Genomic DNA, 16931 nt, shown 5'->3' on the forward strand with positions numbered 1-16931 from the left:
TGCAGATCGCTCAATCGTCCTGACGCGTGTCCGCGACATGACGGCCGAAGTCCGGCACGTCTGTTTCCTGTCCGGCCTCGATGATGGAGCGCCGGATGCCACGCGTGCGCGTGAACAGGTCAAAGAGCGTGTCGCCGTCACCCCAGCGGATTGCGCGCTGCATGGCCGAAAGGTCTTCCGAAAAACGCGAAAGCATCTCCAGGATCGCTTCCTTGTTGTTCAGGCAGACGTCCCGCCACATCGTCGGATCCGAGGCGGCCAGGCGGGTAAAATCCCGAAAACCGGATGCGGAATATTTGATGACCTGGGACTTGGTCACCGTTTCCAGGTCATCGGCGGTGCCGACAATATTGTAAGCGATCAGATGGGGCAGATGCGAAACGATCGCTAACACCAGATCGTGATGTTTCGGATCCATCAGGTCGACGTTTGAACCACACTCCTGCCAGAATGCGGACAGCTTTTCCAAAGCGGTCTGATCCGTACCTGCAGGTGGCGTCAGGATGCACCAACGTTGATCGAAAAGGGTGGGGAAACCTGCGTCGGGACCGGATTGTTCTGTGCCTGCAATCGGATGGCCTGGGATGAAATGCACACCCTTGGGGACGTGCGGGCTTACCTGATCCACAACGGACTGCTTGGTGGAGCCGACATCGGTTAAAATGGCACCGGTCTTGAGCACAGGCGAAATCCACTTGGCTACCGCTTCGTTGGCACCAACGGGCACACACAAGATCACGAGATCAGCGCCGTCAACGGCCTGAGCGGCATCGACCGAATAGAAGTCGCCGAGCTCAAGCTCTTCCGCCCGTTGCAATGTGGCGGGCGAGCGAGTGGAAATCGCGATTTCCTTGACCAGGCCGCGTTGCCGTGCGGTCTGTGCGATCGACGACCCGATCAGGCCAATGCCGATCAGGGCCATGCGCTCAAAAAGGGGGCGCCAGTCATCGGGAGTTGTCTGCTTTCTGTCTGTCAGCGGTTTGTCAGGAAATCCCTGAGATGGGCCACAACCGTTCGGTTGGCTTCTTCTGAACCGATTGTCATGCGGATCGCGTTGGGCAGGCCGTAATTCCCGACCATGCGCAGGACACAGCCCCGCTCCAGCAAATAGGCGTCCGCGTCCCTGGCACGCTGGCCGTCCCGGTCGGGAAAGTGCACCAGTACGAAGTTGCCGACGCTTGGTGTTACTTTAAGGCCGATTTTTTCCAGTTCTTCAGTGACCCAAGGCAGCCATTTTTCGTTGTGCTCCACCGACTTGGCGACAAAATCCCGATCTCTAACGGCAGCAACACCTGCCGCGATCGCAACTCCGGACATGTTGAACGGGCCGCGGATCCTGTTCAGTGCATCGATGATATGTGCCGGGCCGAATCCCCATCCAACCCGCAGGTTTGCAAGGCCGTAGATCTTGGAAAAGGTTCGGGTCATGAAGACATTTTCTGAAGTGGCAGCCAGTTCAATGCCGCTCTCGTAGTCATTGCGCCGTACGTATTCGCCATAGGCCGCATCGAGTACCAGAAGCACGTGAGCAGGCAGGCTCTCATGCAGCCGTTTGACTTCCTCATATGGAAGATAGGTTCCAGTCGGGTTGTTGGGGTTGGCTATGAAGACCATTTTGGTCCTGTCCGTCACCCGTTCCAGGATCGCATCGACATCGGTCGAAAGCCCGGCCTCCGGCGCAACGACGGGTGTGGCGCCGGCGGCGCGGATGGCAATGTCGTAAACCAGAAATCCATGCTCGGAATAGATGGCCTCGTCACCCGGAGCGAGATAGGCATATGCCAGCATGCTCAGGACTTCGTCGGAGCCCGCGCCACAAATGATCCTGTCAGGATTGAGACCATAGATGTCTCCAATGGCGTCCCGCAGTTCGGTGGCCGCGCCATCCGGATAAAGCTCCAGATTCCGGATCACATGATCGACCGCCGGACTGACCGCTGCGCTGGTGCCAAGAGGGGTTTCGTTGGAAGAAAGCTTATGAACGGTCTTGCCATGACTGCCTTTGGATTTGCCCGGGACGTAGGCTGCAATATCCAAAACACCGGCTTTCGGCTGCGGACGGTTTCCGGCTTCGTTCACTTTGCTCATCTCGTTCATTCCTGAGGCTCCCTGTCCCCGGCTTCCAGTATTTATTCCGGTCCAAACGTTTCGTCTGCGTCGTCATCGCCGTCAATTGGCGCGGCATATCCGCCGACATGTCTCAATATGTCCGGTGCTGCACCCGCTGAGACGCAGGATTCCAGAACGTCTTCCTCCGACAATTCACCTGAAATGGCAATCAGGGCATCGACGCCGCTTGCGGAACGGAAGAAGCTGAGGACTTCAATACCCTGATCCATCAGTTTGCCGGGCAGGAGATCGGACCAGCGAGCGTCATAGACCGCTACATCCGTGTTGTCGACCAGACCGTCAGCGCGGGACAGCACAAGAGCAGGCAAATCGGCTGGCCGGTCTTCCAGAACCACAAAGGGAAGCCTGGATCGAACTTGTGCACCGGTATCGCTCAGGCCGCGCCACCAGGGCAGTTCGGCCCGGTCGTTCAGGGCTATGAGTCCAAGATCAGCCCTGGATGCGGCGACGGCGCCAACCACATCGGCAGCATCGCTTCCTGGGATCAATTCGGCGGCAAACCCGAAATAGAAGCGCGCCAGATCCAGCATGTCGATTAACTCAGCGCTGCCGTCCAGATGAATGGCGGTGTCTTCCCTGAGGTCGGTACAAGCACAGATGATATCTCGCCAGAAGTGCTCGACTGTTGCCAGTGGCAATTCACCCTGGTGGCGCTCCACCAGCTGGCGCATGAGATCCGCGTCCCGCTCCGGTGAGAAAACCGGTCTGCTTTCGCCCGAGACTGGAGTGGCCGAGTTAATTTCAGCTTCCGCCTGAGCGCGCTCCATCAGCGCATCATGGATGCGGGCATCGATATCGTCGATGCGCTTGCGCAAGTCGGCCAGCGACAATCCGCTATCCGGTAATTGAGACATTGAAGGCTCCGCCTTATTCAAGGGTCAGCGGCGCATAGTCATAGGCATGTGATCAGTCAAACGCAAAAGAAAACATTGACTCTGTAAGCTTCACGCGGCTAGGTCGCCAGTCTGACTGATGTCAGGCCACCTATGGCGGTGGCAATCAGGGAGCGGGTTCAGCGGGCCCCAAATCGCTGCAATCAGGTTCTAAATCAATCCGGACCGATATCAACACGCCGAACCGAGCCATGTCTGCCGATACACCCAGTCTAGAAACATCAGAAGACGTCAAGGCAAACGAGGCCATCGCCCCGTCAAGCATGCTCGCGCATTTTCCTGCAGATGAGCCCCTGGAGCTGGATTCTGGCGTCAAACTCGGGCCCTGGCAAATTGCTTATGAGACTTATGGCGAGCTGAACGCCGACAAATCCAACGCGATTGTGATCTGTCATGCGCTGACGGGTGATCAGTATGTCGCGTCTACCAATCCTGTAACCGGCAAACCGGGCTGGTGGGAATTGATGGTCGGTCCCGGCAAGCCGGTCGACACCGATCATTACTTCGTCATTTGCGCCAATGTTCTTGGCGGGTGCCTTGGAACGACCGGCCCTGCAACCGTGAACCCGCAAACCGGCGTGCCTTATGGTCTTGATCTTCCGGTAATCACCATTCGCGATATGGTTCGCGCTCAGGCTCGCTTGGTCGACTATCTGGGCATTGATACGCTCTTTGCCGTCATGGGTGGTTCCATGGGCGGGATGCAGGTTTTGCAATGGGCGGTCAGTTATCCGGAACGGGTGTTTGCGGCAGTCCCGATCGCGGCTGCTGCGCGTCACACATCCCAGAACATCGCGTTTCACGAAGTTGGCAGACAGGCAATCATGGCTGATCCCAACTGGCGGCAGGGCACCTATATCCAGGAAGGTGTCCGTCCGACGAAAGGTCTGGCGGTTGCACGCATGGCGGCACACGTCACCTATATGTCGGATGAATCGCTGCATCAGAAGTTCGGCAGGAACCTACAAGACAGAGATAATCTGACTTTCGGTTTTGACGCGGATTTCCAAATCGAAAGTTACCTGCGTCACCAGGGTATGACGTTTGTCGATCGGTTTGACGCCAATTCCTATCTCTATGTCACCCGCGCCATGGACTATTTTGACCTGGCAGACCAGTTCGACGGGGCATTGCCGCAGGCATTTGCGGGGACGAACACGCGGTTTTGCGTGATGTCATTCACGTCCGACTGGTTGTTTCCAACTTCAGAAAGCCGACAAGTTGTTAAGGCCTTGAATGCCGCGGCAGCCAATGTGTCCTTTGTCGAAATTGAGAGCGATCGCGGTCACGATTCTTTCCTGTTGGATGTGCCGGAGATGTTCGAAACCATTCGGGGCTTCCTGACGGGCGCTGCACGGGCGCGCGGCGTGCCCGCTCCAGGTGGGGAGGCTTGAAACAATGAACCTGGCCCCCAGACAGACCCGCCCCGGAGAAGTGCGCGGCGATCACAAGGTGGTTGCCTCGCTGGTGCCTGAAGGCGCACGCGTTCTAGACATCGGTTCGGAAGACGGAGCTCTGCTTGATCTTCTTGCCCGTGAGCGGCAGATCGACGGACGTGGCATCGAACTGTCTCAGGCTGGCGTGAACCGGTGCGTTGCGCGAGGCCTTTCCGTCATACAGGGTGATGCGGACAAGGATCTCTCCGATTATCCGGACCAGGCGTTTGATGTAGTCATTCTCAGTCAGACCCTGCAGGCGACGCGCGAGCCGAAAGAGGTGATGAGCGAGCTGCTGCGGATCGGCAAGCGGGTGATTGTGTCGATCCCGAATTTTGCCCATTGGCGCAACCGCATGCAGCTTCTCTTCCGTGGCCGCATGCCGGTAACGAAATATCTGCCGTATCAATGGTACGACACGCCAAACATTCACTTCTGTTCCCTGCGTGACTTTGTCGAGTTGTGCCATGAGCTGGACGCCGAAGTCGTCAAGGCTGTTGCCTTGAGCGCCCACGGCAACGAAATCCCGGTGAATGCACCATGGTGGGTCTGGAACATTGTGGCCGAACAGGCTGTCTTTTTGTTGCACCGTTAGCAGACCTTGGACCCGTGAGCGGCTTAGCTGTGCGCTGTGATGTTCAAAAATCGATTCGAAAAACTCAATACAAGCCATTTGCAGGCGATTTTGGACAAAAATGACAGAAAATGAGACCTGGAATATCACTTTTTCCAAAAATTCAACGATAAGTATAGTCACGTAGTTTTCTGAAGCTGACAGAATAAACTGATGTCAAAACAACAAAACAAAAAGCCGATGGGTGATTTTTGATAGTGCGAAATTAACCATAATTTTGGCGTACAAGAATTACTTCTTATTCTACTGAATAAGAATTGCTGCCTATCAAGCAATACGCATCTACTCTAAATATGATCTAATGTAGATTTCCAAAAAAACCAAATAATCGTAAAAGGTGTGAGGGAAATTTATCCATTCAACCATTGGTATGGTTGAAAATTTGAACGCTTTTTTCAAGTTATCGTCGATTATTTTTTTATTAATTGTTGGATTCAAGCATCGTCATGTTGGAAATTTGCTAGGAGATCTCCCGTGACAATTCAAAACAAGATCATATCCGGGGTCGTGCTTATGGCGATCCTTGCTGTTGTTTCAGGTGGAATCGGACTGTGGCAAGTCAAGAAGATCGAAATACAGATCAATGAGATTTCTGATGTTGTCACGCCAACTATCGAGACTGCTGACGACGTAGTCTACTATGCTACAGAGATACAGAAACTCATCCTTGAAATACTGGCTGATGAAGAGCCTGAAGACGTTGTTGAATTGCATAAGGAATTCAAAGCCGCTGTCGTGAGTTTCGACGACGCTATTTTGGAGCTTGATTCCATCATAGTCGATGAGAAACTCCAGCAAACGATCGATTCTTTGAACGACGAAAAGGCAGCTCTTCTTGCAGCAGCAGACGCAATGTATACGTCTCACTCAGATGAGCTCAGGTATGAAACTCTATCCGAAAGCCAGCAGGCGGAGATGGATGTTCTCGGCGACAAGATTGCCGATCGGTTGCTGAAGCTTTCAGAAAGCAATGAACAGGAAATGGCAGCTGCCGAAGAGCAGGGCGACACGTTATTGGCGTCCGGTCAGGCCACTGCTGCGAAGATGAACGATATTCTTGGTGACCTTTTCGAACGTGAATACCCGATGGTCGAGGCCGCTCTCAAACTTCGGTCTCTTGTGAACGCAATCGAAGCCTCTGTCGCTGAAGTGCTGGCAGAAGAGGACCCTGAAAAGGTCCCGGGACGACGTGAAGCCTACGCCGCAATTTCAGGTGAAGCGACGCAATGGCTAGACATTCTTGCGCAATATTCTGAAACCGATGCCGACCGGGCAGACATCAAGGATTTAACGGGTGACTTCACAAGCTGGGTTGCTATGGCCACGGAGAAAGATGCCGTCTTCGACAGCCACCAAAAGATGCTGACGAATGAAGCAATCGCAGACACGAAGGCAGAGGAAGTTGATCAGATTGGTGACGAGCTCGTTAAGCAGATCAACCAGATTATCGACGTTGCGGACGCACTAAGCGATGGTGCAGATGAAAAGGCAGCCGAGCTGGTCGCGACCGCTACGGCAATTCTTCTGGGGCTTGGGGTCATCACGCTGCTCATTGCAGGAGCTTTGGTCCTTGTTGTCATGCGAACAGCAATTCGGCCACTGATGAAACTCACTGACGTAATGGGAAAACTGGCTGAGGGTGAACATGAACTGCGTGTACCTTTCCAAGGCCGGAAAGACGAAGTCGGGATGATTGCCGACACAGTTGAAGTCTTCCGTCAGAGCGGTGTGGAACGCGTGCGCCTGGAAAACGAAGCCACCGAGGCCAATCAGATGCAGGTTAACCGCCAAAACAGGGTCGACCAGCTGATCAAAGAGTTCCGCGAAAGAATGCGGGCGATGCTTGAAATGATTACCCATGACAGCGGTGAGATGAAAGGGGCTGCGCTCACCTTGAATCAAATTGCGGAAACAACCGAGACAACCACTCAAAAGGCTTCTGACTCGTCAAATGTCGCAACGGCAAACGTTGAAACCGTTGCAAGTACAACTGAGGAATTGACAGCGTCCGTTCAAGAAATCAGTGGTCAATTGTCCCGCGGACTTAACCTCGTCAACAGCGCAACGGCCGATGCAGATAGTGTCAATGCAAAGGTCAAGTCATTGGCGGAAGCTGCGCAGCAGATTGGGCAGGTGATCGGGATGATCTCCGATATTGCCGAGCAGACCAATCTTCTGGCTCTTAATGCCACTATCGAAGCTGCCAGAGCCGGTGAAGCTGGAAAGGGCTTTGCGGTTGTCGCCTCGGAAGTCAAATCGCTGGCTGAGCAAACAGGCAAGGCAACAGAGCAAATCTCGCAGCAAATCACGACAATCCAGGCCTCAACAGAAGAAGCTGTCGTTGATATCGGAGGGATTGCTTCGTCAGTCGCTGAAATCGACACCTTTATGTCTTCGATCGCCTCGGCAATCGAGGAACAGTCGACGGCGACGCAGGAAATTGCACAGAATGTTCAGCAGGCGGCAGAAGGGAACAAGTCAGTCAGCAATGGTATGGAGCGTGTGAGTTCTGCTGTTACTGAAACAAAGAGCTCCGCTGACAGCGTTCTGACTTCTTCTGAAAATTTGGCCGAGCGGTCGGCTGAAATCAGCAATGAGGTGGACACATTTTTGCGCAATGTCGAAGCGGCGTAGCGTTTCGTCAGGAAGATTGAACAAAATGGTGCCGGCTTCGAGCCGGCACTGCTTCTTGTGCTTGAGCCCTTTTCACGGCTACTTCGACAGACAAGTCTATCGAGGTAGCCGGAACTGACTTGATCGTGTTGCCCGAACCGGCTTCAAACCCGTTGCGACACCTTCCGGTATGAAGACAGGACGAAAAACGCGCAGGCGGCTGCGTTTGCCGTCGGCGGGCAAACTCTGAAACACCAGTTTTTCCGCTTCCATGACGAGGACGCCACCGAATGCGGGCAGGATGCGGCGTCCGATCCCTTCCCATGTTCGTGCCGCGCGCAGGATCGCTCGTGCCTTTGTCGGCGGCATGAACAAGGCTTCCGTGTCGTCCAGAACGTTGAACTGGCAGCTTTTCATCAAATCCTTCAGCTGGCGGCCGGAATAGGGCCTGCCATATCCGAACGGGGAAAGCTCCGACTGCGCCCACAGACCACGTCGATTGGGCACCACTATGATCAGCCGACCGCCGGGCGCCAGCACCCGCCAGGCTTCCTTCAAGACGGCCGCCGGGTCCGAGCAATGGTCCAGGGCATGGACAAGCATGATCCTGTCGAAGGATAGATCGGGAAAGGGCAAAATCGCGTCTTCGACCAGTGTGCAAGATCCCGCCCGTTCCCGGGGCCAGGGTACGGCGCCTTGCGGGGCAGGCATTGCGGCAATCGCGCGTTCGGCCGACTCCAGATAGGGACGCATGAAAGGACCCGCATAGCCAATGCCAAGCAGACTTTGCCCTGACAGGTCAGGCCACATCTTGCGGATCGGCGCGCCGATCAGGCTTCGGAGCAACCGGCCGAGCGGTAAATCGTAAAAGGCGCGCAAATGAACGACGTCTAGATACATGCAGCCTGGCTCTGTGAGTTCGGGGTCCGTCCCCTTGACGCCGCGATTGAACATGGAACGGCAGTCCAGTGCAAGATCTCTTGCCTTGCTCTTGTTCCGGCACTTTGCCACTCTGCGTTTCAACAGACCTGCCCATCAACGGAGCTCTTCCATGGCATTGAGTGACACGACTGAAATCCGCCAGTTTTCCTGCCTCGACGACAATTTCGGCGTTCTCATTCATGATTCTGAGAGTGGAACGACCATCGCGTTCGACGTGCCGGATGCCGGAGCCTATGAAAGAGTGCTTGAGACCACTGGCTGGAAATTGACCCATATTCTGGTCACCCACCATCACTGGGACCACGTCCAGGGTTTGGGCGAATTGAAGGAGAAGACCGGAGCGAACGTGATCGGCCCGGAAAGATCGCGGCAGAAGATCGCTGAACTGGACCGGACCGTTGAAGATGGAGATGGCGTTCTGTGCGGTCCCTACGAGATCTGGGCCATATCGACGCCCGGGCACACACTTGACCAGATTTCCTGGCATATCGCATCAATCGGGGTTGCCCATACGGGCGATACGCTGTTCTCGCTCGGTTGCGGCCGCGTCTTTGAGGGCGACAAGGAGATGATGTGGTCATCGCTCGCGAAGCTGATGCAAAAGTTGCCCGATGACACCGTGATCTATTGCGGTCACGAGTATACCGAAGCAAACGCCCGTTTTGCCCTCACCATCGAACCGGAGAATGCTGATCTGAAAGCTCGTGCCGAGGAGGTTGCCGGGCTCCGCGCCAGAGGCGAGGCGACATTGCCGACAACAATGAAGCTTGAAAAGGCAACAAATCCGTTTTTACGGGCCGGAGAGGCTTCGGTTGCAGCTGCGCTTGGAATGGAAGGAAAGGCGGCTGTAGAAGTCTTTACCGAGATCCGGACGCGCAAGGACAACGCCTGACTATGTTGCGCGGGTGCTAAGGGCCCGGCAACAATTCCTGATTGTTTTCGCTGGAAGCTTTTCTGTTGTCCGGACTTAAAACAGATGGGAACTGTCCCCATATGCACGAGATCGTGATCTGTGAAGGGGCAGTTCCATGACACCTGCGAGTAGCAAAAACCATTCGAGCCGAACCGCTGAACAGCGGGCCAAGGATGTGGTTCATCGGATCGTCAATCAGGCGGAGGCCATTCCCATGCACCACGGCGGCGGGCACCGGCTGGACATGCAAGTACTTTACGAAGAAGTCGTTGCGGCGCTTCGTGAAACCATTGACGATATCGCCTTCTGTTCGGACACCAGCCAGTCCTGAGGGGCTGGCGGTGCCGCTGAGCTGGCATTCATTTTCGGAATTTTAGATGAGCCTTTCACCGAACTTGACGGCTGACGATGTCGTCAGCCTTTTGAAAATGCAGCCGCATCCTGAAGGCGGGTATTATGTCGAAACCTTTCGGGATGACATCACCGATGCGGCAGGACGGGCCGCCTCAACGCTCATTTACTTCCTGTTGCCGGAAGGGATGCTGTCACGCTGGCACAAGGTCGACGCGGTGGAGACCTGGCATTGGTATGGGGGCGCGCCGCTTGAACTGTCCGTCAGCCCGGATGGAGCGCGCAAAGAGGTGCTGACGCTCGGAATCGATCTCGCCGCAGGTCAGCGTCCGCAAGGAATTGTGCCTCGCGACGGGTGGCAGCAGGCGCGATCGCTAGGCAACTGGACGTTGGTTGGCTGCACTGTGGCGCCCGGCTTTCAGTTCGAAGGCTTTGAAATGGCTCCCGAGGGTTGGCAGCCTGGAGGATGAGTTGATCAAAGCCTCCCGATATTCTGAACGGATTCCTCACCAACCCTTGCTGGCTCTTCCCGCATAAGCTGTCGGGTTTGTGACGTCATGAATAGGTAGCGCGGCTGCTCCCAGTTCCGGCAGGTCATCGCGCGACGCACGAACGATGTTGGGCAAGGACCATTCATAGTCGTCGCCCAGGCCGTTTCCTTTCATCATGTAATCGATGAAGCCATCCAGGATATCGGGATGCATTGTTCCACCCACCACGATGGTTTCCGGATCGAAGGTTCTTGCTATCACAAGGCAGAGCCATTGAATTTGTTGTGCCGCGCGCTCGCGCCAGGCTTGAACGACCGGCAAGCCGAGGTGTTCCTGGCCGATGTCGCTTAGTTTCTCTATCGGGTTCCCGGCTGTGGCAAGGGTATCAAACAAGTCTTGTCCCGAGGGGCGAGGCTTTGTTTTGGGAAACAGTCCTCCCCACTCCGCCGCACCCTTCAGCCTTCCCAAATGTGGATTTCCACGGACGACGGCGCCGCCGCCAATACCGTAAGACAGCCAAATGTAGCAAAAGTCTTCAACGTCCGTGCAAACCCCGTGATAGAGCTCGGCCAAACAGGCGGCCTTCGCATCGTTCATGTGTTTGACGGGCATGTTGAAATACGGCTCCAGATCCCTTTCGATGCTAATGTTCGGCCAATCCTTGAACTGCTGGATTCTCCTTACCCGAGAAGGGTTCTCTGTGTACTGACCAGGATAGCTGACGCCGCAACCGGCGACACGGCTATTGTCCAGTCCACAGTCGCCAATCTGCTCTCTGACACGAGAACCAGCCGCGGTCATGATGGATTCGAAAGTCAGGTCGGCCGGCGCAATTTCGTCGTTCGTAATAATGTCGCCTGCAGCATTGATCACGCATGTCCGGATCTTGTCCGGGTCCAGGTAGACACCAGCTGAATAAAGGCCGGTCGGTTCAATCTTCAGAACCTTGGCAGGAAATCCTTTTTTCCTTCGCGGCCTGGATCAGATTCCTCGTACAGAATGCCACCTTCAACCATAGCCGTTGTAAGTCGGGTAACAGTTGCCGGGTTGACCCCGAGCCTGCGAGCAAGATCTGCACGAGATTGCGGTCCGGATGTTCTGACACACGCAATTATGCGCCGAGAATTGAACCCCAAATCCAGTCCCATCGTCATCGTCACCGCTCTTTCATTTTCGATTTTGACTGCTCAACCAGAGCATCGTTGTCTCAAACCTCCTTGACATTCCGCAAGATCAATTATTAGCTTGCATTATGCAATATAATAATTGCAGGTCCTGCCGATCCGAAAAAGCGGGCCAATCAGGCGCTACCAACACCTAATAGATGGAGGAGAATATGAAGAAATTTCTTTTGGCCACCATGCTGTCTTCAAGCATGGCTGTTGCAGCCTCTACTGCCTTCGCCGACGGCTCTGTAACCGTTTATACGGCGGTACCACAGAACTTCATTGACGCTCTCGTGCCTGTCTTTGAGGAGAAAACGGGAACCGAAGTTGAAATTATCAAGGCGGGCTCGGGAGAGCTTTTGAACCGTCTCACAGCAGAGGCGAGCAACCCCGTTGCTGATGTGCTTTGGAGCGTTGACGGAACGGTCGTCGACTTTAACCCGGCACTGTTTCAGGCCTATGACGCGGAAGGCACGGATGCGCTTGCTGAGGGCATGAAGCCGAGCGAACTCTGGAGCCCTTTCACGGCTGTCGTCATGGCTTTTATCGTGAATGAAGGCAAGCTTGGTGATTTGCCCGTTCCGACAAGCTGGGCCGAACTGGCAGACCCGAAATACGATGATGTCGTGTCGTCGGCCAAGGCGAATGCGTCCGGATCAGCCTATATCCAGCTCGCCACGGTCTTGCAGGCTTATGACACTGAAGAAGCCGGTTGGGAAACCTACAAGGGACTTCTCTCGAACTTCGTACTTTCTGATAGCTCGGGTGCAGTTCCCCGGTTTGTCAACGACGGCGAGCTGGCGGTCGGCGTAACACTGGAAGACGCTGCTCTGCGCTATGTCGAGGGTGGCGGACCTGTACAGATTGTCTACCCGTCGGAAGGCACTGCAATCGTCCCGGACGCAATGACGCTCGTTGCCGGAGCGCCAAATGCTGAGAACGGAAAGGCTTTCCTGGATTTTATGCTCTCGAAAGAAGCTCAGGAAGTGGTCGCCCAACAAGGAAGGCGCCCTGTTCGCGGGGACGTGGCCTCGAACCCCGCTCTGCAGCCCGTGAGCGAGTTGCCTTCCGTTGGTTATGACGGAGCCTGGGCAGCCGAGAACCGCAAGAAACTCGTTGCCCAATGGGAAGACCTTGTTCTGGACGTCCAATAACCAAGGTGCGGTGCTTGGCGGTATGGCATTGCCAAAGTCGCCAAGCACGTGCCGGTAATCCGAAATTCTAGGAAATTATCATGGCGTCAGTTGAGATATCCGGGCTTCGAAAACTGTATGGCAGCGTGGTCGCGCTTTCTGACATAAATGTTTCCATTCCAAGCGGCACTTTCTACACCCTCCTGGGCCCATCCGGCTGCGGCAAGACCACGCTGTTGCGCACAATTGCGGGATTTCACAGTCAGTCGTCGGGAGACATCTCGGTGGAAGGCCGGTCCATAGCGCATCTGCCAGCCCACCAAAGAGACGTGGCCATGGTGTTCCAGGATTATGCGGTTTTCCCTCATCTGAGCGTTCGCGACAACATTGCTTTCGGCCTCAAGCAACGACGCATCGAGGCAAACGAAATTCGGCAGAGAGTTGACCAAGTCATGGAGGTCGTTCAACTCGGAAAATTCGCCAACCGCATGCCTCATGAACTGTCTGGTGGCCAGCAGCAGAGGGTTGGCCTTGCACGCGCAATCGTTGTGCGGCCCAAAGTGCTTTTGATGGACGAACCTCTGTCTAATCTCGATGCAAAATTACGGGTCGATCTGCGTGCGGAGCTCCGGCGCATCCAGCAGGATCTTGGCGTCACAACCATCTATGTCACACATGATCAGGAAGAAGCTCTTGCGCTTTCAGACGTCGTTTGCGTCATGGAAGGCGGTGTCATTCAGCAGGCGGCTTCTCCGCTCGATGTGTATTTGCGGCCAGCCAATCGTTTTGTCGCGTCATTCGTCGGCTCCAACAATTTTCTTGATGTCGACTGCTCCGGCGCCGAGGCAGCTCTGAAATGCGGGGGCGAACAGGTTCTGCTCGATCTTCCAAATCAGCATTCCGGTGATGCCGTGTGCGCGATCCGTCCTGAAGACATAACCGTTGTCCCGGGTAAAGGCAGTTCAGCTTCCGATCGACCGGAAATTTCGATCCCGGTCCGTATCAAAGAAGTGAGCTTCATTGGCCGGGAGATGGAAGTCTTTGGAGTTACGGAGCATGGTGAGACCCTGAAGTCCGTAAGCCGATCAGATCCAAGCGTAATTGATCTGCCTCTCGACAGTGACGCGCAATTTTGCATTGAGCGCCACAACCTTTCTTTTTTGAGAAAGAACCTCTTGGGGGCCGGATCGGATGAACTTGTCACTATCGCGTCAAAGGCTCGACTTTTGGACAGTCGTCACGATCGCGATCATCGTGATGCTGTCGCTCCTCCTTGTTCTGCCGATTCTGCGTGTCCTTTTGCTGGGCTTCATCGACCCGGATACGGGAAATTTCACACTCGGCAATTTCATCGAGGTCTTCACACGGAACTACTACGTTAACGGCCTGAAAAATACGCTGTTTGTAGGGTTTCTTGGAACAGTTGGCGCATGTCTGATTGGCGTTCCCTTGGCGTTCTTTACCACAAGGTTCATTGTCAGAGGCAAGGCGTTGATCTCGACACTCGCTATTCTGGTCCTGGTGTCTCCGCCGTTCATTGGTGCTTACGCCTGGATCATGATCCTTGGATCCAACGGAGTCGTCACCAACTTTTTTGGCAATTTCGGACTGGATATTCCCACAATTTATGGGGCTCATGGCATCATTCTGGTCTTTTCTCTGAAGTTCTTTCCGTTCATTTTCCTGATGACCCAGACGGCGCTCAATGCCGTTAACAAGTCGCTTGAGGATGCTGCGGAAAATCTCGGCTGCAGCCCCTGGCAGCGGTTTTATAAGATCACGCTTCCGCTGGTGTTTCCGGCTGTTAGCACGGGAGCAATTATTTGCTTTGTCTTGGCCATCGCGGACTTTGGTACACCTGCCATTCTTGGGAGAGGTTTTAGAACCCTGTCGACCATTGCATTGTCGGCCTACCGGTCTGAACTCGGTGGCCCGCCGACCATGGCGGTGACCGTTTCAATTTTGATGATGGCGATATCAATGCTGGCCTTGCTGGCTCAACGCCGGATTCTGTCCAAACGGCGCTATGCAAGTTCCCTGACCAACTTGCCCGTTCCGGTGAGGCTCAAGGGCTGGAAGAACATGCTCGTACATGTCTTGAGCCATGGCATCGTCATACTTGCGATGATCCCATCCGCGGTTGTGGTCTATACATCGTTTCTCAAAACCAACGGCCCGGTCTTTGTCGGAGGCTTCGGTCTAGAGAGCTATCAACGCATCTGGCGAGACGCCCCTGAGGCGATAACGAATAGTTTTGTCTTCGCAATTTCAGCCGTGGTCTTCATTACGATCGCTTCCGGCCTGATTAGCTATGTCATCGTGCGACGGGAGACCAGGGCAGCTGCATCAATCGACTTCTTGATGATGGTTCCCTATCTCGTTCCAGGTGTCGTTATGGCAATTGGCTTCGTCACCGTCTTCCGCAACGGTTTTCCAGACGTATTTAGCGCTGCTGCCTTGCTGATCATGATCTATTTCATCCGCAGGCTGCCCTACGGGGTGCGGTCCACGACGTCCAGTTTGAGACAAATAAAGCCGTCTCTGGAAGAGGCGGCTGTCAACTTGGGCGCAACCCCGCTTGGGGCGTTCATGAAAGTGACCGTACCGCTTATCCTTCCAGGTATCATCGTCGGCTCGCTCATGAGTTTCATCACAGCTATCAACGAGCTTTCATCCACCCTGATCATCTACGATTCAGGGACGATTACGATGCCTGTTCAGGTCTATGTGGCTGTTCTTGACGGCGAATTCGGCATTGCAGCTGCTTTGTCCACCATCCTGCTGCTCAGCACCGGCGCCTGTGTCTACGCAGTCTTCCGGTTCACCGAAAACCGTGACTCCGCGTTTCTCTAAGGCTTTCCATGAATATTGAAGTATTTTCACGCTGCAAATACCGTGACAACAACCGCCCTGGAGACGACGTTCCGCTTGTGTTGCCCGGTGTCTGCCTGGGTGTCTTCGATGGTGCAACGGATGTACGCGGCAACGTCATCGCGGGAGTTCCCGCAGCCCGGTTGGCTGCACTTACCGCAGCAGAGGTTGTTTCTGAGCTGCTCTTGAATCGCAAGAACAGAGAGCTGCCTGCAAGACAACTGGTCGACCGCATTTGTGAAATGTATGCGGAAAAACTGAAGCCGTTCGACCTCCCTCAGTTGCCTGCGACGACGCTGTCGCTGGCGATTGATTGTGGTGATCAATGGAGGCTCTTTTGTCTTGGTGACAGTGGAATCCGTCTCAACGCAAATACAATCTTGAGGCACTCAAAACTGATTGACGATGTCGCCACACATGCGCGAGTAGCACTGTTCAAGCACTTGAGAGATGGTGGAGCCGATCCCGAAACAACGGAGTTGACTGCGCGTCGCGGAATTTTCCTGGGTCTGTCAGCAGCCGTAAAAGATGGCGTCCTGTCAGAAGCGGAAGCTGACGGGATTGTCCACGACACAATTCGCTCACTGGATCTTGCTGCGGAAGCCGATGCAGTTCGTGAGTTCTTGAGATCTGGAATCTGCAAACAAGGAGAGTTCGCGAATGTCGAAGGCAGCTCGCTCTGTTACGACGTACTGGCGAACGGGAGTCCGAAGCTTGGCGACTGGATAGACGAACGAATACCCAAATCTGAAATTCACACCATTGAAGTCTTTAGTGACGGCTACGCGACCCTGCCCGCCATTCCGACGATTGCCGCCTGGGAAGAGGAGTTTGAGCGGGCGGAAGAGCTGGACTTTCATCGAATATGTGATCTTGCGACTGTCAAAGGCGGCACGAAATCGGAATTTTTCGATGACAGAACTGTTGTTATTGCCGACTGCAATGTTGGCTGAGGCGCGCCCGATGAACAGTTCAATCTGGACCCGGATACGCGGGAGCCAGAGGGGATCTTCGGGTTATTTGAGACGGATTTTGAAGACTGCCTGACCTGCTTATTGTCGTTCAGCCTTTCTGATTTCATGTGCGGGTGTTCCTCCTGCAGGTATGCAGGGAAAAGCGTCAACAACACCATAGCAGATTGAAGTATTGGGCCGGGAGAAGCCTTGGCTCGTTCGAAAGGCGACGGTGACTAAGATGTTAACCGCCCGTTAAGCATTTTTAGACAAGACAGTGTAATTGCGAATTCCATGTTGACAGTTGAGCGAATTCAGCAAGTTCATCTTGTCATCTGGTCGCATGTATCGGCAAATATTCCTAGTCGTGTAAGCAGCAGATGAATCATACAATATCTGCTGCCA

The 16931-nt window shown here is 54.5% G+C and carries 15 protein-coding genes and 1 pseudogene; 10 read left to right on the top strand and 6 right to left on the bottom strand.

Annotation, left to right across the window (positions count from 1 at the left end; translation table 11 throughout):
• Window positions 1–10 precede the first annotated feature (10 nt).
• The 3 genes from ACZ1HV_RS17020 to ACZ1HV_RS17030 are packed head-to-tail and all read right to left on the bottom strand — an operon-like array spanning window position 11 to window position 2984.
• The gene (locus tag ACZ1HV_RS17020) at window positions 11–976 is read right to left on the bottom strand and encodes a prephenate/arogenate dehydrogenase family protein (RefSeq protein ID WP_472718462.1); all 966 of its coding nucleotides are present in this window, start codon (window positions 974–976) and stop codon (window positions 11–13) included.
• On the bottom strand, window positions 973–2097 hold the full coding sequence (hisC, locus tag ACZ1HV_RS17025) for a histidinol-phosphate transaminase (protein WP_472715809.1): 1125 nt from the start codon (window positions 2095–2097) through the stop codon (window positions 973–975). The genes ACZ1HV_RS17020 and hisC overlap by 4 nt, the downstream gene beginning before the upstream one ends.
• Before the next feature lie 32 nt (window positions 2098–2129).
• A complete protein-coding gene (locus ACZ1HV_RS17030) occupies window positions 2130–2984 on the bottom strand; it encodes a chorismate mutase (RefSeq protein ID WP_472715810.1) in 855 nt (284 codons plus the stop codon).
• Between the two features lie 230 nt (window positions 2985–3214).
• On the opposite strand from ACZ1HV_RS17030, the gene metX reads away from it, so the two are divergent.
• The 3 genes from metX (at window position 3215) to ACZ1HV_RS17045 (ending at window position 7727) form a co-directional block, all read left to right on the top strand.
• Window positions 3215–4417, top strand: a complete 1203-nt coding sequence (gene metX / locus ACZ1HV_RS17035) for a homoserine O-acetyltransferase MetX (protein ID WP_472715811.1) — start codon at window positions 3215–3217, stop codon at window positions 4415–4417.
• A 4-nt stretch (window positions 4418–4421) separates the two neighbouring features.
• Window positions 4422–5054, top strand: coding sequence for a methionine biosynthesis protein MetW (gene metW, locus ACZ1HV_RS17040; protein ID WP_298817059.1), 633 nt, complete (start codon window positions 4422–4424; stop codon window positions 5052–5054).
• Between the two features lie 513 nt (window positions 5055–5567).
• Complete coding sequence (locus tag ACZ1HV_RS17045; RefSeq protein WP_472715812.1) at window positions 5568–7727, top strand: HAMP domain-containing methyl-accepting chemotaxis protein; 2160 nt, start codon at window positions 5568–5570, stop codon at window positions 7725–7727.
• Window positions 7728–7823: 96 nt separating this feature from the next.
• Here the strand turns inward: ACZ1HV_RS17045 and ACZ1HV_RS17050 are convergent, their stop codons facing one another.
• Window positions 7824–8606: a class I SAM-dependent methyltransferase gene (locus tag ACZ1HV_RS17050; protein ID WP_298822744.1), complete on the bottom strand. Its 783-nt coding sequence runs from the start codon at window positions 8604–8606 to the stop codon at window positions 7824–7826.
• A gap of 151 nt (window positions 8607–8757) precedes the next feature.
• Here ACZ1HV_RS17050 and gloB point away from each other — a divergent pair, with 151 nt between their 5' ends.
• From gloB to ACZ1HV_RS17065, 3 genes are all read left to right on the top strand, one after another.
• The gene (gene gloB / locus ACZ1HV_RS17055) at window positions 8758–9540 is read left to right on the top strand and encodes a hydroxyacylglutathione hydrolase (RefSeq protein WP_298822741.1); all 783 of its coding nucleotides are present in this window, start codon (window positions 8758–8760) and stop codon (window positions 9538–9540) included.
• 136 nt (window positions 9541–9676) lie between these two features.
• Window positions 9677–9892, top strand: coding sequence for a hypothetical protein (locus ACZ1HV_RS17060; protein ID WP_298822740.1), 216 nt, complete (start codon window positions 9677–9679; stop codon window positions 9890–9892).
• Between the two features lie 46 nt (window positions 9893–9938).
• The gene (locus tag ACZ1HV_RS17065; RefSeq protein WP_298963906.1) at window positions 9939–10382 is read left to right on the top strand and encodes a cupin domain-containing protein; all 444 of its coding nucleotides are present in this window, start codon (window positions 9939–9941) and stop codon (window positions 10380–10382) included.
• A 36-nt stretch (window positions 10383–10418) separates the two neighbouring features.
• Here the strand turns inward: ACZ1HV_RS17065 and ACZ1HV_RS17070 are convergent, their stop codons facing one another.
• Complete coding sequence (locus ACZ1HV_RS17070; RefSeq protein ID WP_472718463.1) at window positions 10419–11345, bottom strand: ROK family protein; 927 nt, start codon at window positions 11343–11345, stop codon at window positions 10419–10421.
• Window positions 11342–11557 (bottom strand): MarR family transcriptional regulator, encoded by a 216-nt coding sequence (locus tag ACZ1HV_RS17075; protein WP_472715813.1) that lies wholly within the window; start codon window positions 11555–11557, stop codon window positions 11342–11344. The genes ACZ1HV_RS17070 and ACZ1HV_RS17075 overlap by 4 nt, the downstream gene beginning before the upstream one ends.
• A gap of 182 nt (window positions 11558–11739) precedes the next feature.
• Between ACZ1HV_RS17075 and ACZ1HV_RS17080 the strand changes: the two genes are divergently transcribed.
• The 4 genes and pseudogenes from ACZ1HV_RS17080 (at window position 11740) to ACZ1HV_RS17095 (ending at window position 16526) form a co-directional block, all read left to right on the top strand.
• Window positions 11740–12723, top strand: a complete 984-nt coding sequence (locus ACZ1HV_RS17080) for an extracellular solute-binding protein (RefSeq protein ID WP_298822737.1) — start codon at window positions 11740–11742, stop codon at window positions 12721–12723.
• Window positions 12724–12803: 80 nt separating this feature from the next.
• A pseudogene (locus tag ACZ1HV_RS17085) lies at window positions 12804–13274 on the top strand (ABC transporter ATP-binding protein); the annotation flags it as partial.
• 619 nt (window positions 13275–13893) lie between these two features.
• Window positions 13894–15555, top strand: a complete 1662-nt coding sequence (locus ACZ1HV_RS17090) for an ABC transporter permease (RefSeq protein ID WP_472715814.1) — start codon at window positions 13894–13896, stop codon at window positions 15553–15555.
• 8 nt (window positions 15556–15563) lie between these two features.
• Window positions 15564–16526 (top strand): hypothetical protein, encoded by a 963-nt coding sequence (locus ACZ1HV_RS17095; protein WP_472715815.1) that lies wholly within the window; start codon window positions 15564–15566, stop codon window positions 16524–16526.
• The last annotated feature ends 405 nt before the right edge of the window (window positions 16527–16931 follow it).

This window comes from Roseibium sp. JB4-4 (assembly GCF_055693425.1).